Source organism: Streptomyces sp. cmx-18-6 (genome assembly GCF_046548915.1).
Lineage (GTDB): Bacteria > Actinomycetota > Actinomycetes > Streptomycetales > Streptomycetaceae > Streptomyces.
In genome coordinates, this window is sequence record NZ_JAEBEP010000002.1 from 550,595 (window position 1) to 573,142 (window position 22,548).

18 protein-coding genes, 1 tRNA gene and 2 pseudogenes are annotated in these 22,548 nt (G+C 73.7%); 14 read left to right on the plus strand and 7 right to left on the minus strand.

Annotated features, from left to right (window positions below; translation table 11 throughout):
• Window positions 1-123 precede the first annotated feature (123 nt).
• Window positions 124-708, minus strand: a complete 585-nt coding sequence (locus ACLJPL_RS07450) for a CGNR zinc finger domain-containing protein (protein WP_411079889.1) — start codon at window positions 706-708, stop codon at window positions 124-126.
• A 181-nt stretch (window positions 709-889) separates the two neighbouring features.
• On the opposite strand from ACLJPL_RS07450, the gene ACLJPL_RS07455 reads away from it, so the two are divergent.
• The 4 genes from ACLJPL_RS07455 (at window position 890) to ACLJPL_RS07470 (ending at window position 3,985) form a co-directional block, all read left to right on the plus strand.
• On the plus strand, window positions 890-1,345 hold the full coding sequence (locus ACLJPL_RS07455) for a VOC family protein (protein ID WP_411080043.1): 456 nt from the start codon (window positions 890-892) through the stop codon (window positions 1,343-1,345).
• A 117-nt stretch (window positions 1,346-1,462) separates the two neighbouring features.
• The gene (locus ACLJPL_RS07460; protein ID WP_411079890.1) at window positions 1,463-2,401 is read left to right on the plus strand and encodes a pyridoxamine 5'-phosphate oxidase family protein; all 939 of its coding nucleotides are present in this window, start codon (window positions 1,463-1,465) and stop codon (window positions 2,399-2,401) included.
• Between the two features lie 157 nt (window positions 2,402-2,558).
• Entirely contained in the window at window positions 2,559-2,771 is a 213-nt protein-coding gene (locus ACLJPL_RS07465) for a ferredoxin (RefSeq protein ID WP_411079891.1), read from the plus strand.
• Window positions 2,768-3,985, plus strand: a complete 1,218-nt coding sequence (locus ACLJPL_RS07470) for an NAD(P)/FAD-dependent oxidoreductase (RefSeq protein ID WP_411079892.1) — start codon at window positions 2,768-2,770, stop codon at window positions 3,983-3,985. The genes ACLJPL_RS07465 and ACLJPL_RS07470 overlap by 4 nt, the downstream gene beginning before the upstream one ends.
• Before the next feature lie 41 nt (window positions 3,986-4,026).
• Here the strand turns inward: ACLJPL_RS07470 and ACLJPL_RS07475 are convergent, their stop codons facing one another.
• Both ACLJPL_RS07475 and ACLJPL_RS07480 read right to left on the minus strand, forming a co-directional pair.
• Window positions 4,027-4,803, minus strand: a complete 777-nt coding sequence (locus ACLJPL_RS07475) for an enoyl-CoA hydratase/isomerase family protein (RefSeq protein WP_411080044.1) — start codon at window positions 4,801-4,803, stop codon at window positions 4,027-4,029.
• Window positions 4,804-5,045: 242 nt separating this feature from the next.
• Window positions 5,046-7,274 carry an acetate--CoA ligase family protein gene (locus tag ACLJPL_RS07480; protein WP_411079893.1) on the minus strand — a complete coding sequence of 743 codons (2,229 nt, stop codon included), beginning with the start codon at window positions 7,272-7,274 and terminating at the stop codon, window positions 5,046-5,048.
• Window positions 7,275-7,532: 258 nt separating this feature from the next.
• Between ACLJPL_RS07480 and ACLJPL_RS07485 the strand changes: the two genes are divergently transcribed.
• Together ACLJPL_RS07485 and ACLJPL_RS07490 are read left to right on the plus strand one after the other, a co-directional pair.
• Window positions 7,533-7,606, plus strand: a tRNA-Met gene (locus tag ACLJPL_RS07485).
• A gap of 300 nt (window positions 7,607-7,906) precedes the next feature.
• On the plus strand, window positions 7,907-8,773 hold the full coding sequence (locus ACLJPL_RS07490) for an NAD(P)H-binding protein (RefSeq protein ID WP_411079894.1): 867 nt from the start codon (window positions 7,907-7,909) through the stop codon (window positions 8,771-8,773).
• Window positions 8,774-8,796: 23 nt separating this feature from the next.
• Here ACLJPL_RS07490 and ACLJPL_RS07495 read toward each other — a convergent pair whose 3' ends face one another.
• On the minus strand, window positions 8,797-9,264 hold the full coding sequence (locus ACLJPL_RS07495; protein ID WP_411079895.1) for a MarR family winged helix-turn-helix transcriptional regulator: 468 nt from the start codon (window positions 9,262-9,264) through the stop codon (window positions 8,797-8,799).
• A 166-nt stretch (window positions 9,265-9,430) separates the two neighbouring features.
• On the opposite strand from ACLJPL_RS07495, the gene ACLJPL_RS07500 reads away from it, so the two are divergent.
• Entirely contained in the window at window positions 9,431-10,606 is a 1,176-nt protein-coding gene (locus tag ACLJPL_RS07500) for an NAD(P)-dependent oxidoreductase (protein ID WP_411079896.1), read from the plus strand.
• Between the two features lie 142 nt (window positions 10,607-10,748).
• Here the strand turns inward: ACLJPL_RS07500 and ACLJPL_RS07505 are convergent, their stop codons facing one another.
• Complete coding sequence (locus tag ACLJPL_RS07505) at window positions 10,749-11,711, minus strand: AraC family transcriptional regulator (protein WP_411079897.1); 963 nt, start codon at window positions 11,709-11,711, stop codon at window positions 10,749-10,751.
• A 101-nt stretch (window positions 11,712-11,812) separates the two neighbouring features.
• Here ACLJPL_RS07505 and ACLJPL_RS07510 point away from each other — a divergent pair, with 101 nt between their 5' ends.
• Complete coding sequence (locus ACLJPL_RS07510; protein ID WP_411079898.1) at window positions 11,813-12,784, plus strand: NAD(P)H-binding protein; 972 nt, start codon at window positions 11,813-11,815, stop codon at window positions 12,782-12,784.
• A 12-nt stretch (window positions 12,785-12,796) separates the two neighbouring features.
• On the opposite strand, the gene ACLJPL_RS07515 is transcribed toward ACLJPL_RS07510, so the two are convergent.
• Window positions 12,797-13,687 (minus strand): NAD(P)-dependent oxidoreductase, encoded by an 891-nt coding sequence (locus ACLJPL_RS07515; RefSeq protein ID WP_411079899.1) that lies wholly within the window; start codon window positions 13,685-13,687, stop codon window positions 12,797-12,799.
• 274 nt (window positions 13,688-13,961) lie between these two features.
• Between ACLJPL_RS07515 and ACLJPL_RS07520 the strand changes: the two genes are divergently transcribed.
• The 6 genes and pseudogenes from ACLJPL_RS07520 to ACLJPL_RS07545 all read left to right on the plus strand — a co-directional run.
• Window positions 13,962-14,291, plus strand: coding sequence for a winged helix-turn-helix transcriptional regulator (locus ACLJPL_RS07520; RefSeq protein WP_411079900.1), 330 nt, complete (start codon window positions 13,962-13,964; stop codon window positions 14,289-14,291).
• Window positions 14,292-14,645: 354 nt separating this feature from the next.
• A complete protein-coding gene (locus tag ACLJPL_RS07525) occupies window positions 14,646-15,944 on the plus strand; it encodes a S41 family peptidase (protein ID WP_411079901.1) in 1,299 nt (432 codons plus the stop codon).
• Window positions 15,945-16,215: 271 nt separating this feature from the next.
• Window positions 16,216-17,040, plus strand: a pseudogene (locus tag ACLJPL_RS07530) (ABC transporter ATP-binding protein); the annotation flags it as partial.
• Window positions 17,041-17,303: 263 nt separating this feature from the next.
• Window positions 17,304-18,602, plus strand: a complete 1,299-nt coding sequence (locus ACLJPL_RS07535; protein WP_411079902.1) for an FtsX-like permease family protein — start codon at window positions 17,304-17,306, stop codon at window positions 18,600-18,602.
• Between the two features lie 146 nt (window positions 18,603-18,748).
• Window positions 18,749-20,074, plus strand: a complete 1,326-nt coding sequence (locus tag ACLJPL_RS07540) for a sensor histidine kinase (protein WP_411079903.1) — start codon at window positions 18,749-18,751, stop codon at window positions 20,072-20,074.
• 232 nt (window positions 20,075-20,306) lie between these two features.
• A pseudogene (locus ACLJPL_RS07545) lies at window positions 20,307-20,945 on the plus strand (response regulator transcription factor); the annotation flags it as partial.
• A gap of 200 nt (window positions 20,946-21,145) precedes the next feature.
• On the opposite strand, the gene ACLJPL_RS07550 reads toward ACLJPL_RS07545, so the two are convergent.
• Complete coding sequence (locus tag ACLJPL_RS07550; RefSeq protein WP_411079904.1) at window positions 21,146-22,342, minus strand: flavin-containing monooxygenase; 1,197 nt, start codon at window positions 22,340-22,342, stop codon at window positions 21,146-21,148.
• Between the last annotated feature and the right edge of the window lie 206 nt (window positions 22,343-22,548).

Here is a 22,548-nt window from a genome sequence, read left to right on the forward strand (position 1 = left end):
GGCTTGTTGTGGACCGCCTCCAGGAGGGGGCCGGGTCATGGCGTATCGGGGGTGGCATGCGGGGCCGCCCGAGCAGGCGCGGCTCCCGTCGATGACGGCGCGGAGCGTCTGCGCTCCAGGCGTTCAGGATCCGGTGCGGCGGGCGTAGTGGCGTTGGGCCTTCGCGCGGTTGCCGCAGCCGGCCATCGAGCACCAGCGGCGGGTGCCGTTCTTGGAGACGTCGTAGAAGTGCAGGACGCAGGAGTGGTTCGCGCACGGGCGGATGCGGTCGGGCCGGTCGGCCACCAGGCGCAGCCAGCTCTCGGCCGCGTACCAGGCGGGTCCCCAGGAAGGGTCGTCCACCTCCACCGCCGACTGCGGGAGCCCGTCGCCCCCCAGGGTGCGGCGGATGCGCCCGTGGGACAGCACCGCGTTGAGCGCCGCCGCGTCCTCGGCGGCGGCCGGTTCCCGCCGGGCGGCCGACGCGGCCAGTGCGTGCAGCGTGGCGCGGGTCTCCAGCAGCCGGGCCAGCGTCTTCGCGTCGGCCGCCGGGGCGAGGGCCTTCGTCTGCTCGCGTACCGCCGTACCGCTCAGCCAGAGGGCGAGGCCCTCCTCGGACGCGAGCAGGTCGCGCGGGCCCTCCGCGTCGATCCACCGGGTGTTGAGCAGGTCGAGGGCGAGGGGTTCGCCGGTCAGCGGCCTGGGGTCGGCCCCGGTGGGGTGCGGCACGGCTGGGTCCTTCCGTCGCCGGTTCGGTGGATGGCCCCGTCGGGCGGGGGTGGTGCTGCCCCGATGGTAACCGGACAAACGAAGAACACCGGTTGACCGGGTCGAGGTCTAACCCTTAAAGTCGAATTCAATGGTTACGCGATCCATCGCGGCCCTGACCGAAAGCATGGGGACGGACAACATGAGCAAGGCGAAGAACCTGCAGACCGGCCACGTCGGCCTCAACGTCACCGATCTGGCCCGTTCGATCGCCTTCTACCGCGAGGTCTTCGACCTGGAGGTGGTGAGCGAGAGCAAGGACGGCGACCGCCCCTGGGCCATGCTCGGCCGCGACAACCGGCTCGTGCTGACCCTGTGGCAGCAGAGCGAGGGCGTCTTCCCCACCGGTCTGCCCGGTCTGCACCACCTCTCCTTCCAGGTGGACGACATCGAGGAGGTGCGGGCCACCGAAGAGGTCCTGCGCACCCTGGGCGCCGAGTTCGCCTACGACGGCGTCGTGCCCCACGGCGAGACCGGCACCTCGGGCGGCATCTTCTTCGCCGACCCGGACGGCATCCGCCTGGAGATCTACACGTCCACCGGGGCCGACCCGGCCGACGCCCCCACCTCCGGCGCTCCCACCTGCGGCTTCTTCTAGACAGCGGCAGCCACAGACGCCGGCGGCCACAGCACCACCGGCGGCCACAGCACCGCCGGCGGCCAACCGGCAGCCACAGCCACAGCAAGAACCCTCCTTCGGTGAAAGGCGTGAGTCATGGGCGGCTACCACCACGGTGAGATCGCCGTGCAGGAGCGGGCGGGATTCGTCCGTCCGGCCGGACAGGCCCACGGCTCCATCGACAACACCGTTCCCCCCGTGGCGGCGGCCTTCCTCGCCCAGCAGCCCTTCATCGTCATGGGCGGCACGGACGAGCGGGGCCGGATCTGGGCGACGCAGCTCACCGGGGAGCCGGGATTCCTGACCGTCCCCGAGCCGCACACCCTGAACATCGGGGCGCTGCCCCCGCCGGAGGACCCGCTCGCCGGGCTCCTCGCCGGCGCCGGAAGCGGCGTCGGCGGGGAGCCCGCCCGGATCGGCATGATCGGCATCGAACCGGCCACCCGCCGCCGGATGCGGATGAACGGCCGGGCGTTCCGCGACGGCGACGGGCTGCGCGTCGAGCTCGACCAGGTCATCTCCAACTGCCCCAAGTACATCCAGAAACGGGACCACCACCCGGTTACGGAGACGGGGTCGCCGGCCTCCTCCCGTACGGCCGTCGACAGCACGGAGCTCAGCCCCGGCCAGCAGCGGACGCTGCGGGCGGCCGACACCTTCTTCGTCGCCACCGCCTCCGACCGGGGCGACGCCGACGCCTCGCACCGGGGCGGCAACCCGGGCTTCGTCCAGGTGCTCTCGCCCCGGCTGCTGCGCTGGCCGGACTACGCCGGCAACGCCATGTTCCTGACCCTGGGCAACCTCGAACTCAACCCGGCCGCAGGGCTTTTCGTCCCCGGCTGGGAGACCGGCGCCTCCCTCCACCTGACCGGCTCGGCCCGCACGGTGTGGGACGAGGAGGAGGTGGCCCGCCACCCCGGGGCGCAGCGGCTGGTGGAGTTCGAGATCACCGCCGTACGGGAGATCAGCGCGGCCTCCCCGCTGCGCTGGTCCGCGCCCGCCTTCTCCCGCTTCAACCCGCCGACGACCGGTTGACCCGTCGACGGTCCGCAGTCGCGCTCCACCGCGCTCCACCGCGCTCCACCGCGCTCCACCGCGCTCCACCGCGCTCCACCGCGCTCCACCGCGTCCCGCCGTGTCCGACCGCGCCCCACCGCGTCCCGCAGTGCCCCACCCCCAGTGAGGAGCCATCATGCAGATCACCGTGGATTTGAACCTCTGCGAGAGTCACGGGAGTTGCGTATTCGCCGCGCCCGAGGTCTTCTCGTTCGACGACGACGACTACCTCCTGTACGAGCCCTCGCCGGACGACGGGCTGCGCGACGCGGTCGAGAAGGCCGCCGCGTCCTGCCCCGTCCGCGCCATCACCGTGGCCGCCGCCCCGCGCCGGGCGTCAGCCGCATGAGGGCCGTCGACCACCCCAGCGACCTGGTGATCGTCGGGGCCTCGCTGGCGGGTCTGCGGGCCGCCACGGTGCTGCGCGCCGAGGGGTACACCGGGCGGCTGACCATCGTCGGCGCCGAGCCGTACGCCCCGTACGACCGGCCGCCGCTGTCCAAGCAGTTCCTGACGGCACCCGCCCCGGCCGACACCGGCCTCCCGGTGCCCGAGGGCCTGCGGGCCCGCTGGCTGCTGGGCCGGCCGGCGGTCCGGCTCTGCCCGTTCAAGCGGGTCGTCACCCTCGCGCAGGGCACACGCCTGTACTACGACGGTCTGTTGATCGCCACCGGAGCGGCGGCCCGGTCCGGTGTCCTGCCCGGCGAACCGGGGCCCCGGCAGGGCGTGTTCACCCTGCGCGGCCGTGACGACGCGGCGGCGCTCCGGGCCCAGCTCGTCCCCGGGCGGAAGCTGCTCGTCGTCGGGGCCGGATTCCTCGGCGGCGAGGTCGCGGCGGCGGGCCGGGCGCTCGGCCTCGACGTCACCCTCGTGGAGGCCGGGGCCGTTCCGCTGGAGCGCGCGGTGGGCACGGAGGTCGGCGCGTTCATGGCCATGCTCCACCGGGAGGCGGGCATCGACCTGCGGACCGGCGCCACGGTGGCCGAGTTCCGCACCGGGCCGGACGGCCGGCTCACGGGGGCCCGGCTGTCGGACGGGCGGACCGTCGCGGCCGATGTGGCGGTGCTCGCGCTCGGCGCGGTCCCGGCCACGGGGTGGCTGGCCGGTTCGGGCATCGAGGCGGCCGGGGGAGTGCCCTGCGACAACCGGCTGCGGGCCCTGTTCCCGGACGGCCAACCCGTGCCCGGCGTGGTGGCGGCGGGCGACGCGGCCCGGGTCCCGCAGCGCCTGGCCGATGGCGCGGCCTGGAACCTGGGCCACTGGGCCGGCGCGGCGGACCAGGGCGCGGCGGCCGCCCGTACGCTGCTGCGGGGGGACGCCGCCCCGGTCTTCGACGAGGTGCCGTCCTTCTGGTCGGACCTGCACGGCGTGCGGCTCCGCTCGGTGGGGCTGCCGGGCCTCGCCGACACGGTGGAGGTCCACGAGTGCGACCGGGAGGCCCGGCGGCTGGAGGTCAGCTACCACCGGGGCGGCCGTCTGGTCGGCGCGCTCACCATCGGCCGGACCTCCCGGCTCGCCGCCTACCGCCGGACCCTGGCCGACGCGATCCCGCAACTGGCCTAGGGTGTGTCCGGCCTATCCGGTCAAGATCCGCCGGACACGCCCTAACGCCCGAGGTATGTGGGTGCCCGCCGCTCGACGAAGGAGGCCACCCCTTCGTTGGCGTCCCGGGTCGTCATGTTGATCTCCTGGGCGGCCGCCTCCGCCGCGAACGCCGTCGCCCGCTCGCTGTCCAGGGAGGCGTTCACGAGCTGCTTGGTCAGCGCGAGCGCCCGGGTGGGCCCCTCGGCCAGCCGCTGGGCCCACTCCCCGGCGACGGCCGCCAACTCCCCTTCCGGGACCGTACGGTTGACCAGCCCCATCCGCTCCGCGTCCGCCGCGCCGAGGGCGTCCCCGAAGAACATCAGCTCCTTCGCCCGCTGCGGTCCCACCAGCCGGGGCAGCAGATAGGCTCCGCCGCCGTCCGGGACGAGACCACGGCGTACGAAGACCTCGATGAACCTCGCCGTATCGGCCGCCAGGACCAGATCGCAGGCGAACGCCAGATGCGCCCCGATCCCGGCGGCGGTCCCGTTGACGGCGGCGATCACCGGCTTCTCGCAGTCCAGCACGGCGGCGATCAGCCGTTGCGCGCCGCGCCGGATCGTCCGGGCGACGTCCCCGGGAACGCGTTCGCGCCCCGGGTCCCGGCCGCCGCGCAGGTCCGCGCCCGCGCAGAAGCCCCGGCCGGTGGCGGTGAGCACGACGGCCCGTACGGCGGGCTCGGCGGAGGCGTCGGCCAGCAGGGCGATGACCCGCTCGCGCTGCTCCCAGGTGACGGCGTTCATGGCCTCGGGCCGGTTGAGGGTGATCCACAGGACCCCGGCGTCGACGCTGTGCAGGACGGTCGATTCCGGTCCTTCGGCGTTGCGGGGGGCGGACGCCTCCGGCCCTTCTGTGTTGCGGGGGGCGGACGCCTCCGGCCCTTCTGTGTTGCGGGGGGCGGACGCCTCCGGCCCTTCTGTGTTGCGTGGGGCGGACGACTCCGGTCCGTCGTCGACGCTGTGCGGGACGGTCGGCTTCCGACCGTCGTCGACGCTGTCCGGGGCGGTCGACTCCGGTTCTCCGCTTACGGGTTGGGGGCTCACCGGCACACCGCCAGCGCGTCCAGAGCCACCGCGCCCTGTCCGCGCCCCAGCACCACCAGCGGGTTGATGTCGAGCTCGGCCAGATCGTCGCCCAGCTCCAGGGCCATCCGCTGCACCCGCAGCACGACCTCCACCAGCGCGTCCACATCGACGGGGGCCCCGCCGCGCACCCCCTCCAGCAGCGCCCGGCCGCGCAGCTCCCCGAGCATGTCCCGGGCCTCCTTCTCCCCGAACGGCGGCACCCGGACCGTCGTGTCGTGCAGCACCTCCACCAGGACCCCGCCGAGCCCGACCGTGACGGTGGGCCCGAAGAGGGCGTCGTGGGTGACGCCGACCATCATCTCGACGCCCCTCTCGACCATCTGGCAGACCAGGATGCCGTCCAGGTCGACCGACTCGAAGCGGGCGATGTCGGTCAACTCCCGGTAGGCGTCCCGGACCTGGCTCGCGGAGGTCAGGCCGACCTTCACCAGGCCGAGTTCCGTCTTGTGGGCGAGACGGGGGCCGGACGCCTTCATCACGACCGGGTAGCCGACCGGCCCGGCCGCCCGGACCGCCCCCGCCGCGCTGGTCACCAGCTGCTCGCGCGGCACCCGGATCCCGTACGCGCGCAGGAGCTGCTTCGCCGCGTGTTCGCTGAGCTGCTGCCCCGGACGCATCAGGCCGCGCGCCTTGCGGAAGGAGGGGGAGGGGGTGCGGGGGGCGTCGTCGAAGGGAGAGCGGTAGCCGGAGGCGAAGCGGTGGTGGCCGAGGTAGGCGCGTACGGCGGTGACGCAGTTGCCGAACGTACGGAAGGTGGCGACGCGGGACGAGCCGAGGAGCGTGGAGCGGTAGGCGTCCTCGGTGCCCACGGGGGAGCCCCAGATCACGCAGACCAGCTTGTCGGTGGCCTCCGCCGCGTCCACCAGGTCCTGGGCGAGCCGGTCGCTCATGGGCGGGAACGGGCCGGTGATCGGACAGATCAGCACCCCCACCGCCGGGTCCGCGAGGATCGCGTCGATGATCTTCCGGCCGCGCGGGTCGCCGACCGGGTGGCCGCCGTTGTCGACGGGGTTCGCGACGTCCAGGTAGCCGGGTATCCAGGTGTGCAGCTCGTCCTGCTTGGCCCGGGAGAGGGTGGGCAGGGAGAGCCCGGCGGCGGTGGCGAGGTCCGCGAAGTGGGCGCCGGTGCCGCCGGAGATCGAGTAGACGGCGACGCCCTGGGCCTGCGGCGGCCTGGCCCGGGCCAACAGGGCCGCGGTGTCCTGGAGTTCGTCCAGGCCGTCCACCCGGATCACCCCGAACTGCCGCATCGCCGCGTCCACCACCTGGTCGGCCCCGGTCAGCTTCCCGGTGTGCGAGGCGGCGGCCCTGGCCCCCCGCTCCGTACGCCCCACCTTCACCGCCACCACCGGCACCCCGGCCCGGGCGGCCCGGTCGGCGGCGAGCAGAAAGGAACGGCCGTCCTTGAGCCCCTCTACGTAACAGGCGATGGCCCCCACCTCGGGGCGCTGGGCGAAGTACGCGAGGAAGTCGGCGGTCTCCAGATCGGCCTCGTTGCCCGTGGGCGCCCAGTGCGAGAGCCGGATGCCCAGCGCCTGGAGGGCGTGGAGGGGGCGGCCCTGGTGCCCGGACTGGGTGATCAGGGCGATGGCGGGGCCCTCCAGGTCGTCCCGGAACTCCTCGAACGCGTTCAGGTTGGTGTTCGGCCCGAGCAGCCGCAGCCCGGACCGCTCCACGGCCGCCGCCAGCCGGGCCTGCGCCACCGCGCCCGCCTCCCCGGTCTCCGCGAACCCGGAGGCGAAGGCCACCGCGAAGGGCACCTTGGCCTCGGCGAGCTCCTCGATCACCGGGAGCGGGTCGGCCACCAGGAGGACCGCGAGGTCGACCGGTTCGGGCAGCTCGGCGACGGACGGCACACAGGACAGCCCGAACACGGCCTCCCGCGTCGGGTGCACCGGGTGCAGCCGCGCCCCGACGCGCTCGGCCCAGGCGATGAGCTGCCGGGTGATGCCGGCGTTGGGCCGCCCCTCGGCGTCGGAGGCCCCGACGACGGCCACCGAGCGCGGCCGGAAGAAGCGGTCCAGGTCGGGCACGGGCAGGTGCAGCGGCCGTCCGCTGACGTCGAGCCCGCCCTGCCGGGTGGCGGTGGGCAGGCTGACGACGGCGGCGTGCGGCTCCTCGCCGCAGGCCACCACCCGGGCGCGGAAGTCGGTGGTGAGGGTGCCGTGAGTCGATCCAAGCATCGTTCCGCCACTCCTGCTCGATGGTCCGCCGGCCCGGTGTCCGTGGGGGCAGGCGCGGTTGGCTGACGCTCTGTCAGGTTACTGAACTGACGGCCCGTCAGGAATGGTCGTGCAGGCAAAGGCTCCGGCCGGCCGGCCGGCGGGCCGGCCGGCGGGCGGGGGTCGGGCGAGGGGCGGCCTGTGGTCCGGCGGTGGCCCGGTTGCGGATCGGCGGTGGTCATGGAGGGGTGCGAAGTGGCGTAGGGTTGGGTTCACCGACGCGGGGTGGAGCAGCTCGGTAGCTCGCTGGGCTCATAACCCAGAGGTCGCAGGTTCAAATCCTGTCCCCGCTACTGATGAACGCGTGAACGATGAGGCCCGGATCTCTTGGATCCGGGCCTCATTCGTGCGTCCATGGGGGTTCACCCCTCCCGTACCGCAGGGAGCCTGCGAGGACCGGGCGGATACTCCTCCCGTACCGCAGGGAGCCTGCGAGGACCGGGCGGATACTCCTCCCGTACCGCAGGGAGCCTGCGAGGACCGGGCGGATATTCCTCCAGCCGCGGAGAGCCTGCGAGGACCCGGACGGACGGACATCCCTCCCGGACGCTGAACCATGTGCGGAGCGCGGGCGGCCGGGCGAGGCTTGGATCATGACTCAGACAGACGCAAAACACGTTCACTCGCCCGTTCTGGTGATCGGCGGCACCGGCAAGACCGGCCGCCGCGTCGTGGCCCGCCTCCGTGCGCTGGGGGTGGAGACCCGGGCGGCCTCGCGGTCCGGCGAGACCCCGTTCGACTGGACGGACCCCTCCACCTGGAAGGCAGCCCTGGACGGGGTCGCCGCCGTCTACATCGTCCCGCTGGACGCCTCGCCCTCCCCGACGCCCGCTTTCGTCGAACAGGCAGTGGCCTCCGGGGTGCGGCGGCTGGTGCTGCTCTCCGCCCGGGGCGTGAACGTCCCCGGCTACTTCGGCTCCCCCGACTACGACGGCGGCCCGCATGTCCAGGGCGAGGAGGCCGTGCGGGCCTCCGGGGTGGAGTGGACGATCCTGCGGCCCGGGTGGTTCGCCCAGAACTTCACCGAGGGCGTCTTCCTCGACGAGGTGCGCGGCGGCTCCCTGACCCTGCCCGTGGGGGACGGCGAGGCCGCGTACATCGACGCGGAGGACATCGCCGCCGTTGCGGTGGCGGCGCTCACCGAGGAGGGTCACGAGGGTGAGGAGTACGAGCTGTCGGGCCCCCGTGCGCTGGGCGTCGCCGACGTCCTGGACGAGATCGCCAAGGCGAGCGGCGTACGCGCCTCCTACGTCCCGACCGAGGAGGCCGCGTTCCGGGAGGGGCTGGTCGCGCAGGGGATGTCGGAGGTGGAGGCCGCGCTCTGGACCGCCGCGCTGGACCCGATCCGCACGAGTCGGGAGGCCGCGCTGAAGGACGGCGTCCAGCGTGCGCTGGGCCGCCCGCCGCGCGACCTCGCCGACGTCGTCCGGGATGCGGCGGCGGAGGGGGCCTGGGGCTGAGGAGGAGCAAGGGCGTGGGGGGGCTAGCCCAGTGTTCCGCCGGTGTTGCGGATCATCTGCTGGAGCACCCGGAGGGCGGTGGCGTAGTCGGCGTCGTCGATGCCCTGGTGGATACGGGCGCGGATGGCCGGGGCGTGCCGCTTGATCCCCACCCGGGCCTCCTCGCCCGCCTCGGTGATCCAGAGCCGCTCGTCAGCGTCCCGGGTGAGCCATCCGCGCTCCAGCAGGACCTCCGACTCGGCCGTCAGGTCGTCCTCCGGCCGGATGTAGGTGTGCATCGCCTGCTGGAGTTCGGGGACGGTCATGCCCTGACCGTCAGGGGAGAGGTCGTTCGTCGACAGGTTGCGCAGCAGCCAGAACTGGGGCTGGGTGAAACCGAGTTCGGCCTGCTGCTTCCGGGTGTACGCGATGAGCGCCTCGTAGGCCACGCCGGTCCAGTAGGCGGCGGGCTGCCCGGCGAGTTCGGCGTCGGAGACATGCTGGGTCGTCATGGTGGGGCTCCCTGCGGTTGTTGGCTGATGAGTTCAACGTAAAACCTCAGGTTAAGTTGAGGTCAAGAGGTGGCCGGGGATGCCGTCGAGCTCCGCGCGGTAGGGTCTGCACGGGGGGTTCGGGGCTTACAGGGTTCGGGCCCGCACGGCGGACGGGGGAGGGCTCGTGGAACGGTCACGTGTGCTGCTGGTGGACGCGGCTCCCGGTGCGCTGCTCGGCCGGGAACTGGAACGCCTGCTCGGCCACGGTCTGGCCGTCACGCTGAACCTGCGCAGGGTGGCCGACCACGCCGGGGTCCGGGCAGCTTGGGGCGGCCGGGTGGAGTTCACGGACTTCGACCCCTTCGACGAGGCCGCGCTGCTTGCCGGGGCGGTACGGGACGGGCTCGGTCACCACGCGGTCAAGTCCCGGGCCGGGGTACCGCTGCGCGCCGACTTCCTCGAGGGGGCCACCCGGCCCGGACTGGCCCACCCGCTCCGCGTGGTCGGCCGGGCCGGGGCGGGCACCGATCACGTCGATCTGGCGGCCGCCGCCCGCCACGGGGTCGCGGTCACCCATACACCCGGCTCCAACGCGGCTGCGGTCGCCGAGTTCGCCCTGGCCCAACTGCTCGCGTTGACCAGGGGGCTGCGGTCGTACGACGAGGCCGCGCACCGGGGCGAGTGGCGGGCGTCCACGGCCCCGCCGCCCGAGCTGTCGGAGCTGACGCTGGGCATCGTCGGAGCCGGCCGGACCGGGCTGGCCCTGGCGGGGCGGGCGGGTGCGCTGGGCATGGACGTCCAGGCGTTCTCGCGGCGGCGCGACCAGGCAGCAGCGCCACGCCCGACAGCAGCGCCACACCCGACGTCAGGGCCACACCCGACATCAGGGCCGCACCCGACGTCAGGGCCACACCCGGCATCAGGGCCACACCGGGCAGCGACACCTGCGCCTCGGCCTGCCCTCACTCTCCCCGGCCTGCTCGCGACCAGTGACGTGGTCTCCCTCCACCTCCCGCTCACCCCTGGGACCCGGGGGCTGATCGGGCGGGCGGAGCTGGCGCTGATGCGGCCGGGGGCGATCCTGCTGAACACCGCCCGGGGCGGGATCGTCGACGAGCAGGCGCTCGCCGAGGCCCTGCGCGACCCCGCGCATCCGCTCGCGGCGGCCGCCGTCGACACCTTCGAGCACGAGCACGCGGCCTTCGCCTCGCCACTCCTCGGCCTTCCGAACGCGCTGCTGACCCCGCACGTCGCCGGGATGACCAGGACCGCCATGGCCACCGCCGCCCTGCGCTGCGCGGACCATATCGCCGCCCTGCTGGCGGGGCGGCGAGAAGGCGTCCCGGTAGTCACGGCCTGACGCGGGCGTGCCTCTTCCGTCTGGCCGCCCCGCCCGGCCTGCCTCTCCTGCCCGGGTCCTCACACCTCGCCGGAGCCGCCCGGCCCCCTCACCCCGCCGGAGCCGCCCGGCCCCCTCACCCCGCCGGAGCCCCCCGGCCCCCTCACCCCGCCGGAGCCGCCCGTACGGGCCCGACCGACGCGGGCCCCTGCCGGTACGCGCTCGGGCTCTCGCCCCGCAGCCGTTTGAACGCCGCGCTGAAGCCGAACGCGTCCGCGTAGCCGACCCGCCGGGCCACCGCCGCCACCGTCAGCTCCGGGCGGGTCAGCAGGTCCGCGGCGAGGGTCATGCGCCACTCGGTCAGGTACGCCACCGGGCCGTCCCCGACCAGCTCCGTGAACCGCTTCGCCAGGGTCGTCCGCGACACCCCGGCCCGGGCCGCCAGCTCCGCCGTCGTCCAGGGGTGCGCCGGGTCCTCGTGCATCGCCCGCAGCGCGGGCCCCGCGACAGCGTCGCCGAGGGCCCCGTACCACCCCGGCGGCTCGGCCTCCGGCCGGTCGAACCAGTCCCGCAGGGTGCACACGAGCAGCCAGTCCAGCAGCCGGTCCAGCACGATCTGGTGCCCCGGCCGCGCACCGCAGATCTGCGCCGCCAGGTAGTCGCGCAGCGGCGAGCAGTCGCCCTCGTCGGGCACCAGGAGCACCGGCGGAAGCGCCCGGAGCAGGCGTTGGGGAACCTGCTCCTGTACGTCGTAGGCGGCGGCCAGCAGGACGGTGGGCCCCTCCAGGTCGGGCCCCTGGCCGGGGGAGGGGGCCATGTCCTCGCCCCAGCGCACCTCGCGCACCCCCGCCCCCACGTCCGTACCGTGTGCCTGTGCCTGTGCCTGTGCCGGGTCGTCGGTGAAGGTGAACGACGCCGGCCCCCGTACGATCACGGCCTCCCCGAGGGCCAGCCGCAGCGGCTCCCCGCCCTCCGGCACGATCCACCCGGCGCCCCGCAGCGGCAGGCACAGGGTCAGGTAGGCCCCGTCCGTGAACCTCAGGGACCACGGCGGCCACAGCACCGAACGCCCGAATACCGCACCCTTGCCCCGCACGCCCCGCAACAGCTCGTCGAACACGTCCATGACGCCACGATAGGCAGAAGTGCCGCACGAGCGGACGCCCGCCTATGCACGGCGGACGGGTGCCCATGGTTCGAGGGGCGGTCGCGCGATGAACTTGCCCCATGACTGCGAAGAACACGAAGACCGGGAAGAACACGGAAACCGCGAGGACCACGGAAGCCGGGAAGGACACGGAAACCGCGAGGACCGCAGAACTCGGGAAGAGCACGGAATCCGCGAAGAGCACCGCGTCCGGCGCGCACCACGCCCCGCCCACGGTTCTCGTCCTCGGCGCGACGGGCAAGACCGGCCGCCGGGTCGTCGCCCGGTTGCGCGACGCCCAGGCGGTCACGGTCCGGGCGGCCTCCCGCTCCGGCGAGGTCGCCTTCGACTGGACCCTCCCCGACACCTGGGAACCCGCGCTCGCCGGAGCCGACGCGGTCTATCTGATCGCCCCCGACGACCCCGGCCCGGTCAAGGCGTTCGTGAAGCAGGCCGACGCCCTGGGCGTACGCCGCTTCGTGGCCCTCTCCGGCCACGGCATCGAGGGGGCGGGGGACGACTTCGGCCAGGGCATGGCGGCCGCCGAGACGGCCGTCCAGGAGTCCGGGGCCGAGTGGACGCTCCTGCGCGCCAACAACTTCTTCCAGAACTTCGACGAGGACCTGTGGCTGGCCCCGCTCCGGGCGGGCCGGCTGGGGCTGCCGATCGGGGACGTGCCCGAGCCGTTCATCGACACCGACGACGTGGCGGCGGTCGCGGCGGCCGTCCTCACCGAGGACGGGCACGCGGGCCGCACCTATGTGCTGACGGGCCCCCGCGGGCTCACCTTCGCCGAGGCCACGGAGACGATCGCCCGCGCGGCGGGCCGGCCCATCCGTTTCGAGGAGCTCACCCCGGCCGCGTACCGCGCCGAACTCCTCGCCGAGGGCTGGCCGGAGGCGGCCGCCGACGCCCTGGGCGCGATGTTCGCCCTGCACCGGGCGGGCCACTCGGCCGAGGTGACCGACGACGTCCGCCGGGTGCTGGGCCGCGACCCCGCCGACCTGGAGCCGTGGGCGCGGCGCATCGCGGCACGGGGGACGTGGGCGTGATCGGGGCGCGGTTCAGGCAGGAGGCGCGGGGCGCTTGAGCACCTCCGTCAGGGCCGAGACGCTGTGGCCCCCGTGGCCCGCGTCGACGGCCCGGCGGAGGAGGTCGTGGAACGGCTGGTGCCACTCCACATCGAGGTTCGCCTCCTCGGCGAACTCCTTGTCGTGACCGGCCCCGGCCAGGAACAGATCGACCGAGGACGCGGCGGCGCTGTAGTCCCCGCGGTCGATCTCGTCGGCGAAGACCGGCAGGACCGAATTGATCATCTCGAACCACTTGACGCTGAACCGCACCATCGAGGCGACCTCCAGGCCGCGCGCCTGGAGCGCCGCCGCGCCCTGGAAGAAGCCGACGAGCGCGGGGAGCAGCGTGCCGCCCACCGCCATCTCGTAGAGCGCGGCCAGGTCGGCGTCGTCACCGAGGTGGACGGTGTCGCCGCCCAATACGCGGAGCGTGGGGGCGAGTTCGTCGAAGGCGTCCTTGTCGCCGCCGTAGTAGAGGAGCGTGTCCTCGGCTCCCACGGCGGACGGAACGTTCTTGATCGCCCCGCCGAGATACCGCGCGCCGTGACCGTGCGCCCACGCGGCCATCGCGCGGGCGCCGGCCGGCGACCCGCTGTTGAGGGTGACCAAGGTGCGCCCCTTGAGCGCCCCGGCGGCCGGGGTCAGTGCCTCGATGGTGTTCTCGAACGTGGTCAGACAGGCGATGACCAGGGGACTTTCCGCGACCGCCGCATCGGTTGTCAGCGCGTGCCGGGCCCCCTGGGCCGCGAGCGGCGCGGCTTTCGCCGGGGTCCTGTTCCATACGGTGGTCGGGTGCCCGGCCTTGAGGTACGCCTCGGCCAGGGCGCCGCCCATCGAGCCCAGCCCGATGACGGTCACGGGGGTGGGGTGCTGCTGGGCCATGAGGTGCTCCCGTCGAATATCCCCGTCGCTCGACGCGTGCGGGGCATGAATCGTGAATCGTGCTGCGGCAGGGGTTGTCGACACCCTGCTGTGCGATGTGTGATCCATGCTGCGGGGGTACGGAATGTTTCTGCAAGTACCTACAATTCTGTTCGGTACCCACAGTTTTGTCAGGGGAGCGGTCATGGGGGCTGTCACGGGAAACGGTCATGGGGGGCTGCCACGGGGAACGGTAACGGGGGGCTGCCACGGGAAACGGTCATGGGGAATGGTCATGGGGAAGCGGAATTACACCTGCGGGCTGGATGCCGCCATCGACGTCATGGGAGGGAAGTGGAAAGGGCTGATCCTGTTCTGGCTGGATGACGGCCCGCTGCGGTTCGGCGAGTTGCGCCGGACCGTGACCGGTATCAGTGAGCGGATGCTGATCCTGCAACTGCGGGAGCTGGAGGCGGGCGGCCTGGTGCACCGCGAGGTCCACCAGCAGGTGCCGCCGAAGGTGGAGTATTCGCTGACCGAGTTCGGCCACTCGCTCATCACCGCCCTCACCCCGCTCGGCCAGTGGGGCGAGGACCACATGGAGCGCCTGGAGAACCGGCCCTGAGGGGCGGTTTTTCCGAACGTGGAACAGGGGGACCGCCCCATCGTCCGCCCCGCCGCCCGCTGCGTACCGTCGCATCTCGCGGCGGGGCGGTCTCGGCTCCGAGCGCACGGTGTCCCCCTCCCCGAAAGGCGCCCCATGGGTCTTCTCGACAGGTCCCCCATCACTGCGATCTTCACGACGTCCGTTTCCCGTCGCCGCCCCGTGCGATCGGCGGCCGTCGTCTCTCTGGCCACCGCCTTCCTTATGGGAGCCGTCGCCTGCTCTCCTATTTCGGGCGGTTCCGGGAAAACCGCCGTATCGCAGGTTTCGGCGGAAACGGAAAGCCGTCATGGTTCGGCGCAGGGAATATGGCGTATGGACGGTTACGGAACCGTCGTCGTCGTTGACGGAAAGCGGCTGCGGACGTACGAGACCACGGCGATCAGCTGTATCCCCGGCACTGTGGAGGCCGACAGGATCGGCCCCCCGGATCCGGACGGCAGGACGGAATTCGTGCCACGGGAAACCGGCGCGGCGCATATCACCGTGACACCGGTCGGCCGCCGGTCGGCCGGTCTGCGATTCGCGGACAATGTCGGCGTACGCGTTCTGCACCGTATGGCGTCACTGCCCGAGAACTGCTCACGCGGGCCCGGCGACGATCCGCGCACCGTCTTCGACGTCTTCTGGCGCACCTATGCCGAGAACTACCCCTTCTTCGCGGCCAAGGGCATCGACTGGAAGGCCCTGCGCGACCGCTACCGGCCCGAGGTCACCGCAAGGACCACCGATGACGAACTGTTCGCCGTTCTCCGGGACATGATCGAACCCCTGCATGACGCGCACACCAGCCTCATGGCGGGCGAGGGAAGGGCGTTCGCCGGGATCCGGGCGGACACCGAGCCGCCGACCCGGGAACTCATCGCGCGGATCGAGCAGGCGACGACGGAGAGCGTCGGGGGCGGTCTGCGGCGCTGGGGACAGGGCACGATCGGTTACGCCGACCTTCCCGAGGGACTCGGCTATCTGCGGATCACCCGCTTCAGCGGCTTCACGGAAAAGGGCGACCACGCGGGGGACATCGCGGAACTCGACCGGGCTCTGGACGCCGTGTTCAGCCGGAACCGCACCACCGGCCCCCGGGCACTGCGCGGGCTCGTCATCGACCTCCGCTTCAACGGCGGCGGCTCCGACGCGCTCACTCTGCGGGTCGCCTCCCGTCTGACGGACCGGACGTACACCGCCTACAGCAAGCACGCCCGCAACGACCCGGACGACGCAAGGCGGTTCACCGCCGAGCAGTCCATCCGCGTCAGGCCCCGCGCGGGCCGGCCGGTGTTCACCGGGCCCGTGGCGGTCCTCACCGGACGGCTCACCGTCAGTGCCGGCGAAACCTTCACGCAGGCCCTGTCGGGGCGTTCTCCGGAGCCCGTGCGCGTGGGCGAGAACACCCAGGGCGTCTTCTCCGACACTCTCGGACGGACACTCCCCAACGGCTGGACGTTCTTGCTGCCCAATGAGGAGTTCCTGACGGCGGACGGCACCACGTTCGACGGTGCGGGGATCCCGCCCGCCGTCCGGACCCCCGTCTTCACCGAAGACGAGTTCGCCGCCCGGCGCGACACGGCCCTCACCCGGGCCCGCGCGTTGCTCGCCCGTGGCGGGATGTCCTGAGGCGCCGGCTGCCCCGAAGCTCTGCTGACGTCCTGACGTCCTGACGTCCTGACGTCCTGACGTCCTGACGTCCCGGCGTGTTGATGCCCTGACGTTCCGCTGGCGTCCCGAGGTGCTGGCGTCCTGGGGTGCTGGCGTCTTGAGGTGCTGACGTCCTGAGGTGCTGGCGTCCCGAGGACGTGCGGTCGGCGGCGGGGTTCGGATTTCCCGCACCTTGATTCGGGGGACCGCATCATACCGCTCCCCACCTGCGCATTCGTACCGTCGAACCATGCGAACGAACAAGAACGACGACCCCCGGAACGCGGCTTCCGCCCCGGCCCTCCGGCGGCCCGCGTCCGAGTGGGCCCTCGCCATGGACGGGGTCACCCGGCGCTACGGCCGGGGTGCGAAGGCCGTGCACGCGCTGCGCGGAGTCGACGTACGGCTGGCGCACGGGAGCTTCACCGCCGTCATGGGCCCCTCCGGCTCCGGCAAGAGCACCCTCCTCCAGTGCGGGGCCGGCCTGGACCGGCCGACCGGCGGGCGGGTGCTGCTCGGCGGGCAGGACATCGGGCGGATGGGGGAGCGGAGGCTGACCCGGCTGCGTCGGGAGCGGGTCGGTTTCGTCTTCCAGTCGTTCAACCTGCTGCCGGCGCTGACCGCCGAGCAGAACGTCCTCCTCCCGTTGCGCCTGGCCGGCCGGCGTCCGCACCGTGCGGAGGCGGCGCGGCTGCTGGCCGAGGTCGGGCTCGGGGACCGGGGCGGCAGCCGCCCCGGCGAGCTCTCCGGCGGCCAGCAGCAGCGCGTCGCCATCGCCCGCGCGCTGATCACCGGCCCCGCCGTGGTCTGCGCCGACGAGCCCACCGGGTCCCTTGACCCGGCCACCGCCGAGGAGGTCATGGGGCTGCTCCGGCGGGCGGTGACCGAGCTCGGCACCACCGTCCTGATGGTGAGGCACGACCCGGTCGCGGCGGCCTGGGCGGACCGGGTGATCTTCCTCGACGCCGGGCGGGTGGCCGACGTGTACGACTCCTCGGGCACGCCGACGTCGTCGGCCATCGCCACCCGGATGCGGCAGCTCGCCGCGCGCCGGGGACCGGCCCGTGCGTCCGGCGGTGCGTTGGCTGACGTGTCCGGTCGTGCGTTGGCCGGCGCATCCGGCGGTGCGTCGGCCGACCTGTCCGGCCGTGCGTCGGCCCGCGTGTTCGGTCGTACGTCGTCCGACGCGTCCGGCGGTGCGTCGGCCGACCTGTCCGGCCGTGCATCGGCCCGCGTGTTCAGTCGTACGTCGTCCGACGCGTCCGGCCATGCGTCCAGCCGTACGTCTGCCCTCGCCCCCGTCCATCAGGCAGTGGTCACCCAGGCAGGGGTCACCGCATGACCACCCGCCTCGCCCGCGCCTCCGTCGCCGCCCGGCCCTCCGTCTTCGGCGGCGTCTTCGCGGCGCTCACCCTCAGCGCGGCCGTCGTCACCGCCTCCGTGGGCGTCCTCATCTCGTCGGAGGTGGCCCCGGCGTCCGCGCGGCGCACCGAGCTGTCCGCGATGGGCCTCGTCTTCACGCTCGTCACCGTCTACCTCTCGATCTTCGTCATCGCGCAGGTGATGGCCCTGGCGGTCGCCCAACGCGCCCCGGAGACGGCCCTGTTGCGCGCGGTCGGCGCCTCGCCCGGACAGGTGCGGCGGATGGTCGCGGCCGAAGCCCTGCTGACCGCGCTGCCCGCGCTCCCGGTCGGCTGCCTCATCGGGTGGGGCCTGGCGGACGCGTGGTGGAACGGGATGGCCGCCCACGACATGACCCCGCCGGGTGCGGGGCTGTCCATGGGGGTCGTGCCGCTGCTCGCCTCCGCGGGGGTGCTCCTGGTGACCTCCCAGCTCGGCGGCCTGCTCGCCGGTCTGCGCGCCGCCCGGTCCCGTCCGGCCGCCGTACTGGGAGAGGCGCGGGCGCCCGGGGGCGGCGGGACCGTGGTCCGGCTCCTGCTCGCCGCCGTCGCGGTGGCCGGCGGCATCGCGATCACCCTCGCCTCGCTGGCGGGCCCCACCGCCGAGGCCGGCGAAAAGATCCCGCTCATACTGATCTGCTACCTGGTGGCCGTCGGGCTCGCCGGGCCGGTGATCGGCCGCGTCGCGTCCCTCCTGCTCCGACTGCCCCTGCGGATCCTCGGGGGCGGTGTGGGCGAGCTGGCGGCGGCCAACGGGCGGGCCCGCTCCCGCCGGCTGTCCTCGGCGATCACACCGGTGGCGCTCCTGGTCGGGTTCTCCCTGGTCAAGTTCGCCGCGCTCGCCGGGCAGCCCCGCATCGCCTGGATCGACGTCTTCGGCACCGGGCTCTACGCCGTCTTCGCGGCCCTGGTCGTCGCCAACACCATGGTCATGCTGACGGCCGAACGACGCCGTGAGATCGCGCTGCTCCGCGCGGTCGGGGCGGGGGCGGGGCAGGTGGTGCGGATGGTGCTCCTGGAGGGGCTCATCGTGGAGGCGGCCGGCTTCGGCGCGGGTCTGCTGATGACGTTCGCCGTCATGCTGCCCCTCGGTCCGGTGGCGGGCTCCATGTCCGCCCTGCCGTCGACCGCCTGGGCGGGTACGGTGTCGGGCGTCGTGGTGGTGGTGCTCGGGGCGTCGGCGGCTCCGCTGGTTCTGTCGCTGCGGAGGGTGGAGGGGCGGCCACAACTCCCTTGAGCGGGACGCTGGTTGCCTGCGATGCGATGGGGCGACCCGGGCCCCGGGGGCGGGCCGCCCCCGGCCCGTACCGCCCCCGAACCCGCATGCCTACCCGCCTTCACCCCTGCCGCTCCACGCCCTACCCGACAAGGAACCGTCCCCAGATGCCCCCCGCCGAGACCGAAAGGGCCGACAGGCCCGACAGGTCCGACAGGTCCGACAGGACTGATAGGCCCGACACGGCCGACAGGCCCCCCGAACCCGCCGCGTCCCCCGACCCCGCTGAGGCCCTCGCCCCCGCCCCCACCCCCGCGCTCCCGCCCACCCCCCGAATCGCCCGTGTCCTCGACGCCTTCGGCCTCCCCGCCTCACGCCAGGCCCGCCGCTCCCTGGCGTACGCCGTACTCGACCTGGTACCGGCCGTGCTGGGCCTCCTGGTCGTCCCGCTCCTGGCCGTCGCCCTCCTCCTCTCCGCCAGCTTCATCGGGCTGCGCGGCGTCTCCGCGATGCTCGTCGTCCCCCGGGGCCTGGCCGCCGTACACCGGTTCCTGCTCCGGACGCTGCTCGGCGAGGACATCCCCGCGCCGCACCCGGGAGACGGCTCGCGAGGCGGCTCGCGGCGCGGCTCGCTCGGCGGATCACGCGGCGGTCCGCGCGGCGCGTCCGACCCCGGCGGATGGCGCGCCGCCGCGCACGCCGTACTGGTCGCGCCCCTGGCCGTCGTGTCGGTCGTCGTGCAGCTCGCCCTGCGCTCCTACGGTCTCGTCGGCGTCTGTTACGTGCTGTGGTACCGGGAGTTGGAGGAGCGGGGCGACGGCCGCAGGGGGCTCGTGCTCCCGGGCTCGGACGCCCCGCTGGACACCTGGCCCGGGATTCTCGCCGTCACCGTCGCCGGGCTCCTGCTGCTCGCCGTGTCGGGCTGGCTCGGGCGTCGCCTCGACGGCCTGACCCGGTTCGCGGGCCGCGCGCTGCTCGGGCCGAGCGCCCTGGCCGAACGGGTCAGCACCCTGGAGGAGACCAGGGCCCTGGCGCTGCGGGACTCGGCGGCGACGCTGCGCCGTATCGAACGCGATCTGCACGACGGGGCCCAGGCCCGTCTGGTCGCCGTCGCCATGACGCTCACCCGGGCCCACGCGGCGCTGTCCCGCACCCACCGCACCGAGGCCGACGCCGATAGGGCGCGCGACCTCGTCGGCCAGGCCCTCGGCAACTCCCGCAGTGCCATAGAGGAGTTGCGCGACCTGGTACGGGGCATCCACCCGCCGGTCCTCGACACCGGCCTCGACGCGGCCCTCGCATCGCTCGCGGGCGACGTGGAGGCGTCCGGGACCCCGGTACGCGTCCACGCCGACCTCCCGGCCCGGCTGCCCGAGAGCGTCGAGACCATCGCCTACTTCTGCGCCGCCGAACTGCTCGCCAACGTCACGCGGCACGCCGCGGCCGCCTCCGCCGAGGTCCGCGCCGAGGTACGGGGCGGCGCCCTGGTCTGACGGTCCGGGACGACGGCCGGGGCGGCGCGCGGCTCACCCCGTCCGTACGCGCCGGATCCGGCACCGGTCTGGCCGGCCTCGCCGCACGCGTCAGCACCGTCGACGGCACACTGGACCTGGTCAGTCCGCCCGGCGGCCCCACCCTCGCCACGGTCCGGCTGCCCCTGACCGAAGCCCACATCCCCGCCGCCGAAACCGAACCCGCCCCCGCCCGATCCCGTGAGGTTCCCCCATGCGCATCGTGATCGCCGAGGACGCCGCCATCGTCCGTGAGGGGCTCGTCCAACTCCTCGGCGACCGCGACGATCGCGGCCTCGAAGTCGTCGCCGCCGTGGCCGACGCGACGGCTCTCGTCGAGGCCGTGGACGAGCACCGCCCCGACGTCGTCATCACCGACGTCCGGATGCCGCCCACCCACCGTGACGAGGGCCTGCGCGCCGCCGTCGAGCTGCGCCGACGCCACCCCGGGCTCGGGGTGCTGCTCTTCTCCCAGTACGTCGAGACGCGGTACACCGACGCCCTGCTCGCCCAGGGGCCCGCGGGCATCGGCTATCTGCTCAAGGAACGCGTGCTGGACGTCGACGAGTTCGTGGACGCCCTCGAACGCGTCGCCTCCGGCGGCACCGCGCTCGACCCGGCCGTCGTCGCCCGGCTGCTCGGCGCACGCGGCGGACTGGACGCCCTCAGCCCCCGCGAGCGGCTGACCCTGGAGCACATGGCCGAGGGGCTGACCAACGCCGCCGTCGCCCGACGTATGACGATCACGACCCGGGCGGTCGAGAAACACGTCGCCGCCATCTTCGACAAACTGGGCCTGGAGCGCGGCGAGGACGAACACCGGCGCGTCCTCGCGGTCCTGCGCTACCTGGACCGCACGGACGGCCACGAGCACGGCCGCGACCGCGAGCACGGACAAGGCCGCGACCACCGTCCCGACCACGGCTGCGACCACCGTCCCGACCACGGCCGCGAGTACGGACACAACCGCGACCACGGCCGACGCTGAACTCCCTCCAGCCCGCCAGCCCGCCCGCCCGTCCGCCCACCGCCGACGACGCGAGCGCCCCGCCCTCAGCGCACCCGCGCCACCCGCTTGGCGATCTTCCCGGCGTCCCGGGCCAGTTCGCGGAGCATCCCGCTGATCGGGTTGGTGAAGCCGGTGAAGTAGAGCCCCGGGGCCTGTCGCGGGGTGCGGCGGCCGTGGACGACCGGACGGCCCCGCGCGTCCAGCACGTCCAGGTGCCCGAGCAGCGGCTCCAGGGCGCGGTCGTAGCCGGTGGCCGCGATGACGGCGTCCGGGGTGAGGCGGGTGCCGTCGACCAGGACCACCGCGTCCTGGTCGAAGGAGGCGACGGCCGCCACCGGGGTCACCCTGCCGGTCTTCACCGCGTCGATCAGGCCCACGTCCTGCACCGGGATCGCGCCCTGCCGGACCCGCGAGTACAGGCCCGTGTCCGGACGCGGCAACCCGTGCGCGGCCAGGTCCGGTACGGCGATCCGGGCCATGACGGCCCCCGCCCGGTCGACGAGCCACACCGGCAGACGGCGTACCAGGATGCCGGTCGCCTGCGCGGGCCAGCCCGCCGTGGACCGGCGCACGATGTGCGGGGCGGTGCGCACCGCGATCCGCACCCGCGAGGCCCCGCCCTCCGCCAGGTCCGCCGCGATCTCCGCCCCCGTGTTGCCGATGCCCACCACCAGGACGTCCTTGCCCGCGTACGGGGCCGGGTCGCGGTACTCCGCCGCGTGCAGCAGCTCGCCCGTGAACGTGTCGCGGCCCGGCCAGTCGGGGACGCGCGGGGTGTGGTTGAAGCCGGTGGCGACGACGACCGCGCGGCCCCGCAGGATCCGGCCGCCGGTGGCCGTGAGCTGCCAGTCGCCGGAACCGTCCGGGGCCCGGTCGACGCGGTTCACCTCGACGCCCGTCACCACTTCCAGCTCATGGTGCTCGGTGTACGCCTCCAGATACCGGACGAGGTCGTCCCGGCCCACCCACCGCCCGAACGCGCGCGGAATCCTCAGCCCCGGCAGCGCCGACCAACGGCGCGTGGTGTGCAGGTGCAGCCGGTCGTAGTGGCCGCGCCAGGACGAGCCGACCGAGCCCGACTTCTCCAGGACCACCGCCCGTACGCCCCGGGCGCGGAGGGCCGCGGCGGCGGCGAGCCCTCCGGGGCCGCCGCCGATGACGTAGACGGGCCGGTCGTCCGTACGGTCGGTGAGGGCGACGGCGTCAGGGGTACTGCCGTTGGGGGACGGGCTGTTGGGCATGGTTCGGAGCGTAATCGCCCGCTCTGTTGATGGGTCTCGGTCAAGGGGGGAATCGATTGCGAATTGATCACGGCGGGCGTGATGCGGTGGTTGCGTGTCATTCGCGCCGCTCCTCGCATCTAAGGTGAGGCTAACCTTGCTTCGCTGCGGCGGTACGTGACGTGCAAGCGCGGCGACAGGTGAGATGCGAGTTGCGTAATGGCCAT